The sequence below is a fragment of the Planktothrix serta PCC 8927 genome, assembly GCF_900010725.2.
Lineage (GTDB): Bacteria > Cyanobacteriota > Cyanobacteriia > Cyanobacteriales > Microcoleaceae > Planktothrix > Planktothrix serta.
The window spans coordinates 40,120-54,129 of record NZ_LR734886.1 but is presented as its reverse complement, the minus strand read 5'-3'; the positions used below and the strand labels follow the sequence as shown (position 1 = coordinate 54,129).

12 protein-coding genes are annotated in these 14,010 nt (G+C 42.1%); 2 read left to right on the top strand and 10 right to left on the bottom strand.

The features are described from left to right. The first annotated feature begins 74 nt into the window (after positions 1-74). Positions 75-290: a 30S ribosomal protein S21 gene (gene rpsU, locus PL8927_RS26250; protein WP_026788585.1), complete on the top strand. Its 216-nt coding sequence runs from the start codon at positions 75-77 to the stop codon at positions 288-290. A 102-nt stretch (positions 291-392) separates the two neighbouring features. On the opposite strand, the gene PL8927_RS26245 is transcribed toward rpsU, so the two are convergent. Continuing rightward, complete coding sequence (locus PL8927_RS26245; protein WP_083626851.1) at positions 393-2,132, bottom strand: potassium channel family protein; 1,740 nt, start codon at positions 2,130-2,132, stop codon at positions 393-395. Between the two features lie 230 nt (positions 2,133-2,362). Continuing rightward, positions 2,363-3,652 (bottom strand): phosphopyruvate hydratase, encoded by a 1,290-nt coding sequence (gene eno, locus PL8927_RS26240; protein ID WP_083626850.1) that lies wholly within the window; start codon positions 3,650-3,652, stop codon positions 2,363-2,365. Positions 3,653-3,811: 159 nt separating this feature from the next. On the opposite strand from eno, the gene PL8927_RS26235 reads away from it, so the two are divergent. Further along, positions 3,812-4,120: a nucleotidyltransferase family protein gene (locus PL8927_RS26235; RefSeq protein ID WP_331281864.1), complete on the top strand. Its 309-nt coding sequence runs from the start codon at positions 3,812-3,814 to the stop codon at positions 4,118-4,120. A gap of 111 nt (positions 4,121-4,231) precedes the next feature. Here PL8927_RS26235 and PL8927_RS26230 read toward each other — a convergent pair whose 3' ends face one another. The 8 genes from PL8927_RS26230 to rpmB form a co-directional block, all read right to left on the bottom strand. Next, positions 4,232-4,438 carry a type II toxin-antitoxin system HicB family antitoxin gene (locus PL8927_RS26230; protein ID WP_083626849.1) on the bottom strand — a complete coding sequence of 69 codons (207 nt, stop codon included), beginning with the start codon at positions 4,436-4,438 and terminating at the stop codon, positions 4,232-4,234. Beyond that, positions 4,435-4,659: a type II toxin-antitoxin system HicA family toxin gene (locus PL8927_RS26225; protein WP_083626848.1), complete on the bottom strand. Its 225-nt coding sequence runs from the start codon at positions 4,657-4,659 to the stop codon at positions 4,435-4,437. Before PL8927_RS26225 ends, PL8927_RS26230 begins: the two co-directional genes overlap by 4 nt. 65 nt (positions 4,660-4,724) lie before the next feature. Continuing rightward, positions 4,725-5,384: a pilus assembly FimT family protein gene (locus tag PL8927_RS26220; RefSeq protein ID WP_156093345.1), complete on the bottom strand. Its 660-nt coding sequence runs from the start codon at positions 5,382-5,384 to the stop codon at positions 4,725-4,727. Between the two features lie 204 nt (positions 5,385-5,588). Beyond that, on the bottom strand, positions 5,589-6,215 hold the full coding sequence (locus PL8927_RS26215; protein WP_083626845.1) for a pilus assembly FimT family protein: 627 nt from the start codon (positions 6,213-6,215) through the stop codon (positions 5,589-5,591). A 69-nt stretch (positions 6,216-6,284) separates the two neighbouring features. Then, positions 6,285-7,367: a hormogonium polysaccharide secretion pseudopilin HpsC gene (hpsC, locus tag PL8927_RS26210; protein WP_083626843.1), complete on the bottom strand. Its 1,083-nt coding sequence runs from the start codon at positions 7,365-7,367 to the stop codon at positions 6,285-6,287. Positions 7,368-7,440: 73 nt separating this feature from the next. Continuing rightward, positions 7,441-8,103, bottom strand: a complete 663-nt coding sequence (gene hpsB / locus PL8927_RS26205; protein WP_083626841.1) for a hormogonium polysaccharide secretion pseudopilin HpsB — start codon at positions 8,101-8,103, stop codon at positions 7,441-7,443. Positions 8,104-8,120: 17 nt separating this feature from the next. Continuing rightward, positions 8,121-13,097 (bottom strand): hormogonium polysaccharide biosynthesis protein HpsA, encoded by a 4,977-nt coding sequence (gene hpsA, locus PL8927_RS26200; RefSeq protein ID WP_156093344.1) that lies wholly within the window; start codon positions 13,095-13,097, stop codon positions 8,121-8,123. 490 nt (positions 13,098-13,587) lie between these two features. Beyond that, positions 13,588-13,824 (bottom strand): 50S ribosomal protein L28, encoded by a 237-nt coding sequence (gene rpmB, locus PL8927_RS26195; protein WP_083626837.1) that lies wholly within the window; start codon positions 13,822-13,824, stop codon positions 13,588-13,590. Between the last annotated feature and the right edge of the window lie 186 nt (positions 13,825-14,010).

Sequence of the window (14,010 nt, the reverse complement as noted above, 5' to 3'; positions counted from 1 at the left end):
CCTGTCCCGATACTGTCGGTGACATTAGGGCAGCTTGTCCAACCCAATCAATTATTCAAGTGGGAGAATATGGAATGAGCCAAGTCGTTCTCGGTGAAACTGAACAATTAGAGTCCGCTCTACGCCGCTTTAAGCGAAAAGTTTCACAAGCTGGGATTTTTGCCGATCTGAAAAAAAATCGTCATTTTGAAACCCCCGGACAAAAACGCAAGCGGAAAGAGGTAGCTCGCCATAAAGAACGTCGTCGCCTTCGTAACCGTAGACAACAATTTCAAAATAGTGAACCCTAAAGGAGAAAACGGACTATACAGTGAGCAGTTAGTCATTCCTCATCCGTCATCTGTCAGATTCGGTTTACGACTAACGGTTTACTGTCCCTAATCCTCTACTCCTTAATTTTTACCTGGCCCTACGCTCGACTCTCGGCTGAGGACATGATTATCCTCCCAGGAGATTCGTTCTGGGGGGAGAGAGTGCCATAGTTGCTCAATGTGATGGGCGGGCATGGTTAAATATAAAATATCCCCCGGTTGGAGCAGAAAATTCAACAGTTCCCAACTGTGAATCGTTTGATAGGCTGTTTCAATATATAAAGGAACAAAATCCGCTTTTCGGGCGACCTCTTGGACTCGTTTTCCACAAAAGGGATGGTTAGGAGTAATCAAGGTTCCTAACGCTACCCAAAGACTATCAGCCGTGATCCCACTGCCTAAAATTCGTCCTCCTAATGCTGCCGCTGCGAAAGCTGGAGCCGCGATCTCTGTCGTATTTAAAACCGCTTCAAAATCAAAAACCTGTTGTACCATTAACGCGAAATGGGAATCATGGGTACGAGTGATCACTCGTAAACGAGGTGCTAACCCCCTAGCACTTAAAGCAATTTCTAAATTTCCCGTATCATCATTTGTAACCGCTAATAACGCTTCTGCGGCTTCAACATTCACGCTTTTCAAGGTATTGGCTAAACTGGCATCTCCTTCAAAAACCGGAATTTTTAAGCCTTTGGCGGTACTGATAAATCGGCTGTTAGGATCACGTTCAATTACTACGACTTCATAACCTCGTTGATATAAATGTTGAGCAATATTTAACCCCAATTCTCCTAACCCACAAATAATATAATGATTGCGTTCAGGAACTCTGGTGGCGTTCACATAATCTTTCAACCGAGTGCCTAAAATAAAATCATTTAATAACGCATAACTAATTCCCACAACTCCAGTGCCAATTAACATCATCATCACCGTAAATACTTTAATCGCATCAGGAGAATGTTCAACAACCTGTTCATTCCCTCCGGCTCCGGTAATCATTCCTACCGAAAAATAGAGAGAATCCACAAAAGAATAACTGGGATCAGCGACAATATAAGTTAAAGCTGCACCTAATATGGTTAAAAATAAAATTAAACTGACAATCAGAGCCGACTTGGCATAGTGTTTAAATTTTTGTAGACCGCGTTTAAATTTAAACACTCGATATTTGAGATCTTTTTGAGTCTGACGAGTTTGGGGTTTAAGGGCAACAATTAAGCGATCGCCGACTTGTAGTTGTTGATCTGCCATCACCCCAGAGACTAAATCTATTTTATCTTTAAATGGCAAATAATAAATTAACATTCGATCAGGTTCAGCCCATAATTCCCTCAAACTTTTTCCCAACCAAGAATGATCTTCATCAATCAATTCTTCATGAATCGGCCAAATTTGATTAAATAATTCTAATTGTCCAATCGCTTGATTTCCCAAAGCAGCAAAGGCAAATACAGGCGCGGCTAAAGCCGAAACACTCATCGTACTGTGATCGGGTAACGTTTGATTCAGCCGTGTTCCCAAATTAGTATTAAATAAACGATTAATAATCCGAATCTGAGGATTTAAAATTCGCGCCTGCATTAAAATCGCTAAATTGATGGCTTCATCATTTCCTGCTAAAATTAAAGCATGAGCCGTTTTCACTCCGGCTGCTAATAAAGTTGAGGCCGATCGTAAATTTCCAACTACGACATCAGACCCTTCTTGGGGAATCGGTCGGTCACTCATCCCCACAACAATCGCCCCTTGTTGTTTCAACAGTCTAAAAATCTGATATCCTGTGCGACCTAAGCTACAAACGATGATTCGAGGTTTCATAGGTATTCCGATTCATAAGGCGATCTCAAGCCAACGTTCCCAAGGTTTAGCTATTGCAGGAAATTATGAACGGTCTTATCACCCTCAGACTGTATCTAACAACACGAACTCCCACAGAAAAAAGCTATCAAGCTTTATCTTCGGTAAAAAAAATATGTTGAGCATCAAGAATAGATTTTTATCAGAATAAAACAGCCCAAAACTGGACTGTTTTATTATTGACGTTTGAGTTATTTCGAGAACCGGGGGCCTAGACCAACGGCTCCAGCATAAACAGCTTGAGCGCCGAGTTCGTCTTCAATGCGTAACAAACGGTTATATTTGGCGATGCGTTCACTCCGACACAGAGAACCTGTTTTAATTTGTCCCGCCCGGGTAGCAACGGCCAGGTCTGAAATTGTGGTGTCTTCAGTTTCCCCAGAACGGTGACTAATTACAGAAGTATAACCATTGCGGGTTGCCAGGTCAACGGTTTCTAAGGTTTCGGAGAGGGAACCAATTTGATTGAGTTTCACCAGAATAGAATTCCCGATTTTCTGCTCAATTCCTGTTCTCAAACGAGTTGGGTTCGTGACAAATAAGTCATCTCCCACTAATTGCACTTTACTGCCTATTTTCTCGGTGAGGGATTTCCAGTTATCCCAGTCATCTTCCTGTAGACCATCTTCGATCGAAATAATCGGATATTTGCCAATCAGGTCACTCAGGTAGTCAATCAGTTGGGCGGGACTGTGGGGTTGACCGTCGTAGGTGTAAGTTCCGTCTTTGTAGAATTCACTGGAGGCGACATCGAGGGCGAGGGCGACCTGTTCACCGGGTTTATAGCCCGCCATTTCAATGGCTTGAATTAGAATATCCAGAGCTTCTTGGTTTGAACCCAAATTAGGGGCAAAACCGCCTTCATCCCCAACCCCACCGAGGAGTCCTTTTTCTTTTAGGACACCACTCAGGGATGCAAACACTTCCGCCCCCCAACGCAGGGCTTCTTTGAAGGTGGGGGCGGCGATAGGAACGATCATAAACTCTTGAATATCAACGTTATTGGCAGCGTGGGAGCCTCCGTTGATCACGTTCATTAAGGGGACGGGGAGAAGGTTGGCAATGGGCCCACCCAGGTAACGATAGAGGGGTAAACCCACGCTTTCGGCGGCGGCTTTAGCAACGGCTAGGGAGACACCGAGAATGGCGTTGGCTCCCAGGTTGCTTTTGTTGGGAGTGCCATCGAGATCAAGCATAATTTGGTCGATGACGGTTTGTTCCAGGGCACTAACTCCGTTGAGGGCTGGGGCGATAATTTCGTTAGCGTTTTTAACGGCCGTCAGAACCCCTTTACCTCCATAACGGCTTTTATCCCCATCTCGGAGTTCATGGGCTTCAAAGCTTCCGGTGGATGCTCCACTGGGAACCTGAGCGTGTCCATAGGCGCCGTTATCGAGGTAGACTTCGGCTTCGAGGGTGGGGCGTCCGCGAGAGTCTAGGATTTCACGGGCAATAATAGCGTTAATCGCGGTTTCTGACATATTTATCCTTTGTGATTACAGATGGTGTCTCGTGATTGAGATTTTTGACACTAGAGAAAAGTTACCAGGTTCTCAGTGTATCGGGCTGCAACTGTTGGAACATTTTAAGGTTTGGGTTGGCGGTTGACGGTTGGCTGATAGAATCAGGTTATTGAGCTAATGGCCAAAATTCAGAATATGAAGCGGGATGAAGCGATCGCAATTTTGACAACTTACCATGAATCTTTAAAGGGTTTTGGGGTGAAGTCTCTATTTATTTTTGGCTCCGTTGCCCGAAATGAAGCCAGACTGGATAGTGATGTGGATTTGTTAGTGGAATTTGACAAGCCTGTGGGCTTATTTACATTTATCCGTCTACAACGATATTTGGAAAGTATTTTAGGCTGTTCTGTTGATTTAGGAACCCCTGATTCTGTTAAATCTTATCTACAAGATTCTGTTTTTAAGGATGTAATTCGTGCCATCTAGGAATTTAAAACACAGACTTCAGGATATTCTGGATGCCATTGATGAGATTAAGAGTTTCACTCAAAACATGAGTTATAACATGGCTGTTATAGGAAAGATCCGCTTAATTTTCTAGGCTAACTGTAGTATCTGTGGACTTGGTAAAGGTTTATTGACTTGATTATAGGCGTACACCAAATCCTCTAAAACTTCCTTGGCGTTCTCAAGGGCTTCTTCATAGGTTTTACCGTGTGTTCGCGCGTACTTACCCCATTCAGGTAAACTTGCAACATAGGAACTATCTTCCTCAGACCATTGAATTAAAATGCTATACTTCATGATTCATTCCCTTCTTCTAGCTGTTCTAATTCTTTGACTGCTGCTATGACATCTTTTTCTTGATAAGGTTTGGCATCTTTACTATCTTTACCAGAAAGGACTATAGGATTTGGTATATGGGGATGAACCCAGTAGGAATGACTTCCTTTCCCCCGCTTAGGTAAGAGTGTAAATCCTGCCTTTTGCAACATCTGTTTTAATTCTCTTATCTTTTTTGGCATATTACAACCTTAACGCATTTGGGTACGGCAATTTTGACCTGGGCGGACTAATAATATGGTGAATTTTAATAACAATACCGATCATCATTGGGTTTTGTGTGTTCTTCTCCAATACGGGTCACGCCCAAAACCGTAGAAATAATTACACAGCGTCTAGTTTTTCCGAGGTGGGGATGGTACAAAGCAATCCGTCCGAGCGCTTGTAAACTGGTTTGGGTGCATTCATCGTTGGGGAAGTAGACGGGACAACCTTTGTAGTTGAACAGAGCGCGGTACATTGTGTCTTCTGTATCTTTGGTTGTAACTTTGTTGGTGGTGGGGTTAATTTTGCGGAGGGTGGTTTCGAGTTTACCTTTGGGGTTGGGTTGTTTATCATCAATAATAATACCGGGTTCTAAGGTTTTCCAAGTGCTGTCTGGAAGTTGAACAGGAGAAACCTTGGCGGAATGAAGGGCTATTTTAATGCTTTTTGGGGTTTCTTGAATGCTGACTTGCCATGCAGTTTTATCGCGTTTGGCGTTGCTTTGAGCCATTTTGAAAGCCCATTGCAGTTGTTCTGTGCTGGTGGTGAGGCGATAATGGTTAATAAATGCTAACCAACTGGGGACTCCAATAGCGCTGAGAATTCCAATCATGAAAACGATGATTAGGTTTTCCAGGAGGGTAAATCCGCCATTAGAGGACGGGAATGAGCGATCGCAGGTCTCTTTTTCTGGATTAGTCATTAAAATGCACCCGATTTCAACTGCAATAGTTAGGTTTTTTGAACGAACTTAACTACCAGTTTCGGAAAAATCAGAGGCTCTGACTAGGTGAAATTTACGGATTTTTTATTATTATTTTGGACGTTGAAAGGTTAATCAATTAGTGAGATTACGGAGTTAAGGGATGCGATCGCAAAATCTGCTATTCATCACCGCAGAAATTTTTTAAGGCCCGTCTTTACACTGATCATTCTCTGCGGTTTTTATAGAACCTAATAATCCCTCGATAAGAATACATTTTCTTCTATTTTGACCTAAATCTTTATGAGATAATGTTAGCCGTTGAGGATCATCTTCAGGTGTATCTAAATTAGTTTGTGTACATTCTTCTGTTGAATTTTCAACAGGACAACCTTTATTATTAAATATAATCATCAGGTTATTATTATTATTAGTATCTAATAATAACTTTGTTTTATTAGGATCAATCTCAACTCTTTCTGCCCCATCTTCCCAAACAGAAGGTGTTGAACCTGCCGTATGAGTAGCCCATTGTACCACTTTCTTACCATCTGAATTATTTTCTTCTTTGACACTAACTTGCCATGCTGTTCTATCTGCTTTGGCTTTACTTTGGGCGGCTTGCATGGCTCTATAAATTTTTCCTTGGGTATCCCGTAGACTCTGGTTATTGATAAAAGCCACCCAACCCGGAACTGCGATCGCACTTAAAATACCAATCATCAGAATAACGACCAGTAACTCAATTAAAGAAAATCCCTTATTTGACTGATTTTGTTTAATCAGTGGAGTTCTTGAAAAATATATTGTTTTGATCAAAGAATTAAACATAGTATTGACCTTTTTTTATGGTTTTCCGAACAGTTTTAAAAATTTAAAGGACTCTATTTTTGAGTTAATTTAATTAGTGGGTGCTGGGCCGCCAATCCCTCTAACGGTAACACTTGCTGTCGGAAAATATGAACTTCTCTGAGGTTGATATGCCGTATCTTGTTCTTGAATTCGCCGTAAAGCATTACCCCGCAGGTTAATTTGTACGACTTTTTTATCGGCTCTTGAGTCTACGCAAGCATAAAAGCTATTTGTAATTGTAGAAATCTTTAATGTAGCTTCTGCGGGTGTTTTATCTTTATCTTTAATCCCTAAAGCTTGGCGACATTGGTTTGCACCCAGTTCTAATTCATTAGCGGCACTTGCTACTGTTGCATCAATATAATTCACTAAAGGTAGGGGTGGTGTTGCTGGATCACCATTCGCAAATTTCTCTGCACCAGTGGTCACGCTAACAGTCGGTGTACTAAAGGAAAAATCAAACAGACTATTAAATGCGGCTCTCTTTTTCTGGGAGTCTTTGACATCTGCATCGGGATAGAGAACATTTCCCGCATAAGGATTTTTTAATCCATCATGGACTTGATATCTAACAATTTGACAGTTTGTGTCAGGAGTTGGGTCTGTCTCAGGAGGTTTGCACACACCACCGTTACCATCTGTTAAGTAGTAAGCGACTAACGAGAGTACATAACTATCATTACAATTAGATTCGGTTGATGGGGTTGACGCAGTACAAGCGTTAGGTTTTGCTGTAGAAACTGTGGGAATTGATTCCCTCATGATCTGTCGTTTCCAAAATACTAAAATTGGGTCTCCGGTAGCAGGAAGCTGAGTTTTTATAGCCTCCACTCCCTCTACCTCAACAGTATCAGGATCGTCGTTACCATAAATATAAATAGCTTGACTTAAATCTTCTGCAATGAAATCAAGCGCTGATTGTAGTTCCTGTTCGGTCGTAGCTTTAGCAGATTCTCGACTATCATCATTCAATAGACCGATAACAAAGCCCATCAATGGAGTAATAATCAGAAAAGCAATAACAGTACCCACTAGAAGCTCAATCATCGTCATTCCACTGATGGCTTCTTGGGTTTTAATTCTGCTTTTTTTCGGCTTAACTTTTAGTATGAACTGAAATAAACTGAGCATAATCGCTCCTTATTTTTAAAGTTGTAATTAATTATCAAATTGCAAAATCAACTAACAATAACTAAAGCTATTGTTAGGGTGCTGATGGTGCTGATGGTGTGTCCAATCGATTCTTCAGATCATTAAATGATGTTCCCTCTGGTGAAACTTCTGTGGTCATTTGAGCTAAAGGTAATGTGCGATCGCCAAGAGCATTAGTTACAAGACTATCAGATTTGATAGGTGTGTTAAGGGTGATACCCGCAGCGAAGGAATTGGCTCTATAAATTCTTACGCCCAAACTGTAACCCAATTTTGGATCTGTAGCTGTGGGATGATAAGCTGCCCCTTGAACAATCATGTCCGTAACACTGTTTGTTGTACAAGTCCCACTGCCATCAAAATCAACACAATAGAGTTGATAATCAAGACTTGTGGGATCAGGATCAGTACATAATTGGCCAGCAATGCAGGTTAAGGCTCCTGTGGCTGGGACTGCGACATCCTGTAATAGAGTGTCTGTTGGAGTGGGAGCCTCAATAACACCCGACTTAACGGCATCAATATAGCTTTTTCCCGCTTGCGCCGATAACTCTACCCGTTTAGCCTGTACACGAGTTCCAACAGAAAAGGCAATCACAGGGCCAACTAATGCCAACATCACCGATGCTACAACAATCGCCATCACCCCTTCAAGGATGGTGTAACCAGCTTCGGAAGATCGACGAACAATATAGAAAGATTGGGGTTTAATCATAGTATTCTCCGGGTTAATTAGCCTCCATATTTTGAACAGTCAACACCTGCGGGACGATTTGCTGTTCCTTCGGTTGTGGGTATTCCTTTGTCTGTGGGTATTCCACACAATAGAGCCGTCACCCAAGGATCATCTCGACCAATTTCTCGGAAGTATTCATTCGGTTCACCGTCGAGGGTTCCAAAGTTTTTAGTAAATAAATCGGGTTCGGGGTAAACCTGGGATAAAAGACCTACATCATATCCCCAGTCTCTTTCAGGAGCAATGAAATAGGGAATTCGACCAGAACCACTACCCGTTGCGTACTTGTTGGTATTACTGCTAGTGTTATCAGGATCAAAAAATTTGTTAGGTAGGCTATTCAACAGAAGGCTTTGATAGGGTGCTGTAGCATAGGCACTGCGTCCGAGTTGGACAAATGATCCTGAAATCGTGATTGTTCTTTGAGGTTCACGCCAGTTTTCGATGACACGGACAATATTTTGCAGACCTCCGTTGGTTTCTCCCTTGGTGGTATCGGTGGCATCTCCAGGACGGGAAGGAACGTCTCCCGCAGCAACAACTAAGTTATAAGTCGTATCTGTTGCTAAAGGAAACCATCGAGTTGTATTGGCATTACCAGGACTGGCGGGTAAAAAACCTGTAGTTTGTGTCGGTGCTTGAATTTGCAATACAGGCACTAATCGAGGATGATCAATGCGCTCAGTACCTGCATAGGCTTTGTTTTGATACCAGAGAGGATTATCTTTACTATAAGTCCAACCTGTTGTTGTGCCAGCAGGGTCAGTATTCGTCGTTGTTCTGAACAATAGGGCATTATCTTTTTCAAGTGGCTTTTCAGAAGGAAACTTCTTACATTGGGTAACGCCAGTATTATCATTACCATAGGTGTAGCATTGAACTATATTACCAGTGCCAATTCCTAATGGGACTGGTTTGTTGTCTGGTGTTAATGTCAACTTACCGTTATTGTCCCGCAGAAAGGCAACACGACGTGGATAGCGTTGATCCTCGGCTCGTTTTGGCGGTAAAACTGTTGTTCCCGATAAAAGATCAGTGTCTTCTAATGTGTCTATTAAATCAGGATCACTAACCTTTAGTCCCGGCATGGCAGTAGTCCCAATAATCCAATCATCAGGGCCACAGGTAGAAACAGGTAACTTCCGACACATCTCCATCACATATTCTGAAAATTTTACTCGTCGCTGAATGGGAGTGACATAGTTATTGAAATAGGAACTATTGGGTGGTGTAGTAGTATTTTTGATGTAGTCAGCATCGGTTTGTGCTCCTAGGGCACCACTACTTAACCCATTAGTAACAAAGTTGTTATAGGGATTGAAACCATTGAGCATTCGTGCCCCTTTAGCTGTGATTTCCGCCTCTGGTGTTGTTGCAACATCTTCTAATTGACCATTTCCATTTAAGTCAATACCTAAGTCTTTTTCTTTCTGAGGAATGGGAACAGCATAACCAACAACCGTATTCCCGGCATTATTTCTTAGATCAAAATCTCCTTGATTCCGATAGCCAAATTGGAAATTATTTGATAATAAAGTAACTGCATCCGCTAGAATATTTGCCTGACGCCAATCATCTCCGGTATCACATTTAAAACCATCTTGTTGACGGGATGGATCGCCTTTACGACAAGCAAAGTTAGGATTTAACCCTGTACGACCGTAAAAACCCGCCCAGTCTGTGGTATTGGGTGTATCATCTGTAAATTCTCCTTGGGTATGGAGATTGAAGTTGCCTTGAATATAAACAGGTAAGTTAGAAACTAAGGTTAAGCCTTTTTCTCGGCGAACTTCTTCTGAGGTTGCATAGTCGGTTTTCCGTCCCAATTTTTCACCATTAACCAGCAAAATACCATTAGGCCGACGGGTAGGATCGAGTTTATAATCCGTTGGACTGAGTTCTCTGGCTAGGTCTTCGTCAATTTCGCCATTCGTAGTCGTAGACTCACGATGACTGCGATCGGGTAAAGCATCATCCCGTGTAGCGTAGATAACGCCACTAAAGGGCAGCATATAGTCCTTGTTGCCAGTTTCCAGGTATTGTAATACGGGTGTTTCGGAGTATGCAATGGTATTGGTTCGCAACAGGTTTAAATCAATCTGAGTCGCCCGAATTTCCAAAGGAAAGCGGTCTTCTAAGGGGAGTTGATATTTTGTGTCTAAATTGGCCGCTTGATCATCATCTTCCAACGGACTACTGAGGGTGAAGGTTTCATCAACTGTTGTTGCTGGATCATCTTTATCCACTGCCTTGATTTCTCTGGCGTTCAGAAAAGCGACTTCCTTAATCGCATTATCGGGTAAACTCGTCGGCGCTGTTCCCAGACTAACCAGGGGACTTCCCATAATGCCCAGGGCGCACATAGCGGTATCTACGGCAGATTGTTCTGATAAAGTTCGGTTAGCATCAGCTTTCTTCAACGCATTCCGTAGGGGTTCATTCACAAAACGACCATCAGGAAAAACATAATTAGCTTGTTTGGCGAGTTCTCCTAAAAGAGTTGTTCCTGAAAATAGTTTCGTTGTGGTATCGTAGGTTGCGGCTCCTGGTCGTGCTGTGGTTGGGGGGCCATAAACTTTACCGTTATTTGATTTAGGCACATTATCTTCACCGGAAATCGCTGCTGCTGTATTTGCAGCCGTTAACACATTAGTTGGATCGTAGTAACTGCTAACACAAGCAATGGGTGTTTGTGTTAAGTCCGTTGGAGGGTTAAACGCATTGTTAGCATAATGATAAACAGCCGTTGCCCGCATCCGCAGATCCCCTTGGGATTTTGCAGCAGTGAAAGGAACCCAAAGTGCAGACGATGGAGTAAAGGGAGTCTTCGGAGAACCATCGGCATTATATAAGCCCGTGTTGTCATAAACCTGTGAACCTACACCCGGAGACATGGGCATTGTATCTGGCCAAACAATGGGGAACGTTTCTGTGGCTGTTGTGACTGGATCGTTGTAGGTTGGTGATCCATTCCAGCTAGGAGGAGGTAAGAAGGAATTAGTTCGATCATAAATTCCTGCACCTGTGACTACTCTTAAACCACCAACACCATCAAAAATTGAAAGAGGTTTTTTCGCAGCAGTTTTTTCCCAATAGCCATCCCGCTTCAAATCTCCCGCCGATGCAATTTGTTTACTCTGGGTGGTGCGAGTTCGAGGGCTATTATCATCTTTCCAGGTATCAGTAGTACCGCGCGTTTCTTCAGCAGGTACCCATTTTTTAACAGCATTCAACATCAGAGAAGGTAAGTTATTTCCGGCTAAAACTCGATCCCCTAAATAGGTTTCTGTGCCTTTTGCCTTATTCGTTGGGTTTGTGGCTTCAAGCTGATTCAGTTTGAGTTTAACCTTTGTCACGTTGTCACTAATTAGAGTCCAGGCATCGGGGGGACGTAGGGTTTCCTTATCTCCTGCGTCTACAACTAAAGGGTTTACTCCGTTAGGAGGTAAGCCATAACCTGCTAAGGGATCATCTGTAATTCCAACTTCTGCAAAGGGAACTTTCCGCAGCCGAGCTTTAAAATATTTATTCAGTTCCTCTTCCCGAACATCTAAACGGGTCAAATTCGGATCTTCTGCCATCCGCCGATTTACTTCCACATTAACAGAGGTTGGATCTTGCGTTTCAGCACTTTGGGTTTGCCATTTAACTAAAGCAATTAATCTTTCTCGGTACGCCCCATCATTAGTTAATCCTTTCGTGACTCCAGCATCTCCTTCATTTAAGGATTCATTGGTAGTAGAAATTGTGCCCGCTATTACATCATTAGTACCGTTTATTTGGTGGATAGTAACATCTTTTCGCAGAGTTTTATCAACATTACCATTAATAACATTTCCTGAAACCTTCAGTTTTGCTAAATCTTCATTGTAATAACAGGAAGCTTTAGCACTAACTTGATAAATTCTTAAAGGCTGAGGAGTATCAGCAGAAGGTGAAATGATTAAGTTTCCTTGTGTTGATAAGCCCCCATTAAAGTTAAATTCAGGAGCAGGAGCCAGTTCCAAGTCGTTCTCATACTCTACAGCACTGAGAAAATATTGCGTCCAGTCTTGTTGATATTCTAAGGCTGAATAGCTCGGTGTTCCATTATAAGTTTGATATTTAGCCGGATCAAGAGTACCTAAATTTTTGATCGGCACAGTCACAGTATAGACAAAAAATGGTTTTTGAATTCCGCCTTTACCTTTAGCAAAATCACATTTGGGATCACTTTTACCTAATGTTATCGGTTCTGCTCTGGCATCTAAATAACTTCTTTTTGTGCTGTAATCCGCATTACCCTTTCTAAAAAAGATTCCATATAAAATGAAACTGTCATATTTACCATTGTTATCAGTATCTACTGGAAATCTCCAGGCAGTGTTAATTTGTTCGTTATCGTCAAAATCTTCGTCTGGAGTGACGAGCAAACCTTTTTGGTCTGGGTCGGTTACGGTAGCACTACCATTAGGTTGAATAGTACCGTTATTATCAAGGTCAAATTTAACCTGAAGAACCTGTTCATCTCCAAATGTATATTTATCGTTATTAGTAGTTTGTAAAGAAGTTAACTTTTTATATAACGCTTCTTCCGAAATATCCTTATCAGTTTCATTCAATAATAACTCTTTAATCTTTGCGTTAGCCCGATCAACTGCGGGTGTAGCAGCTTGTAACGCTGCTTTACTCGCCCTGACAAACTGAGCATTTTGTGCTCGATCCATTGACCGCAACATGATCGTTATACTGAGTAATACGACCACTAAAATCACCATCACCACCGTTGGCAACACAAACCCCGCCCGACCATAACGGTCATGACGATTTATCCTCATCCAAACTCGCAAAAGCGATCGCATCGTCTCCCGTGTGAGCCGTTGGAAAACCATTCGGATCGAACGCAATAGAGACAGAATCAGATGATAAAAGAAAACAAATCCGCGAAATCCGCGAAATCCGTGATCGAGTTTGTTGTTGTGACGTTGTGACATAGATGCCTACCTAACCTTTTTATTTGAATGGTTGTGCTGGCTAATGAATAATCGATTTAAAATTTAACAGTTGCCTGAGAGTGTCGAGGCGTTTGACCCCGAACCCAATTTAAGTAAAATTGTGAACTGATAAAAATTTATTAAGTAGGAAAAAACTCCCTACCTTTAGTTGTAGCATTCCTCCCCCTAAACTGGCCCTGGTAAAAATACGGGTTTTTTAGAGTTCAATTTTACACGTTCTTGAGATGCTGACCCTTTTATTAAATAACCTTTTTAGCCCTGTTCTGGGCTGTGACACATCACCGCTTTATTGTGTTTACTATCACACCCCCCACTGTAAGGGATACAGTTTAGGGACTCTCCTCTACTCCTAGAATGCCCAAATTTTTCTGAAAAGCGATCGCAGAAGCCAAAAATTAAGATCCGGCAAAAAATAGCCCCCCTATATTGTAGGGGGGTTAAGAAAATCATGGCTGTTATTCGCCCACATTTAAAATTTATTCAAATCAATTCCGGCTTTCTTCGCCATTGCTTGTAAGCCTTTGCTATCAATGGTTTTAATTGCTTTTGTAGAAAGTTTCAATCTAACCCAGCGTTTACCTTGGGGCCACCAAATCCGTTTCCACTGTAAATTCGCTTCTTGTAACTTGTGGGTACGACGGTGGGAGTGAGACACAGCCATCCCGTTGTTGGCTTTCTTTCCCGTTAACTGACAAATCCGAGACATGGTTAACTCCAGTTTAGTATTTTCTCAAAAGTCCAAACCTTTATTATACAGAGTTTTCGTCCCTATCAACTCGTCGGCTGAAAAGTCCTTTGATTTTACCTTGAGTTTTAGATCCCCCCTAACCCCCCAGCAGGGTGTTTTCAAAGTCGGATCTAAAATGCGATCGCATTTTTTCCACAACAAAAT

What these genes read in the sequence shown, in the direction of transcription:
- eno (WP_083626850.1), bottom strand. Translation starts at nt 3,652, where the DNA reads ATGTCAGAAACCGCGATTAACGCTATTATTGCCCGTGAAATCCTAGAC.
- PL8927_RS26230 (WP_083626849.1), bottom strand. Translation starts at nt 4,438, where the DNA reads ATGAAGTATAGCATTTTAATTCAATGGTCTGAGGAAGATAGTTCCTAT.
- PL8927_RS26235 (WP_331281864.1), top strand. Translation starts at nt 3,812, where the DNA reads ATGGCCAAAATTCAGAATATGAAGCGGGATGAAGCGATCGCAATTTTG.
- hpsB (WP_083626841.1), bottom strand. Translation starts at nt 8,103, where the DNA reads ATGATTAAACCCCAATCTTTCTATATTGTTCGTCGATCTTCCGAAGCT.
- PL8927_RS26215 (WP_083626845.1), bottom strand. Translation starts at nt 6,215, where the DNA reads ATGTTTAATTCTTTGATCAAAACAATATATTTTTCAAGAACTCCACTG.
- PL8927_RS26225 (WP_083626848.1), bottom strand. Translation starts at nt 4,659, where the DNA reads ATGCCAAAAAAGATAAGAGAATTAAAACAGATGTTGCAAAAGGCAGGA.
- hpsA (WP_156093344.1), bottom strand. Translation starts at nt 13,097, where the DNA reads ATGTCACAACGTCACAACAACAAACTCGATCACGGATTTCGCGGATTT.
- PL8927_RS26220 (WP_156093345.1), bottom strand. Translation starts at nt 5,384, where the DNA reads ATGACTAATCCAGAAAAAGAGACCTGCGATCGCTCATTCCCGTCCTCT.
- rpsU (WP_026788585.1), top strand. Translation starts at nt 75, where the DNA reads ATGAGCCAAGTCGTTCTCGGTGAAACTGAACAATTAGAGTCCGCTCTA.
- PL8927_RS26245 (WP_083626851.1), bottom strand. Translation starts at nt 2,132, where the DNA reads ATGAAACCTCGAATCATCGTTTGTAGCTTAGGTCGCACAGGATATCAG.
- hpsC (WP_083626843.1), bottom strand. Translation starts at nt 7,367, where the DNA reads ATGCTCAGTTTATTTCAGTTCATACTAAAAGTTAAGCCGAAAAAAAGC.
- rpmB (WP_083626837.1), bottom strand. Translation starts at nt 13,824, where the DNA reads ATGTCTCGGATTTGTCAGTTAACGGGAAAGAAAGCCAACAACGGGATG.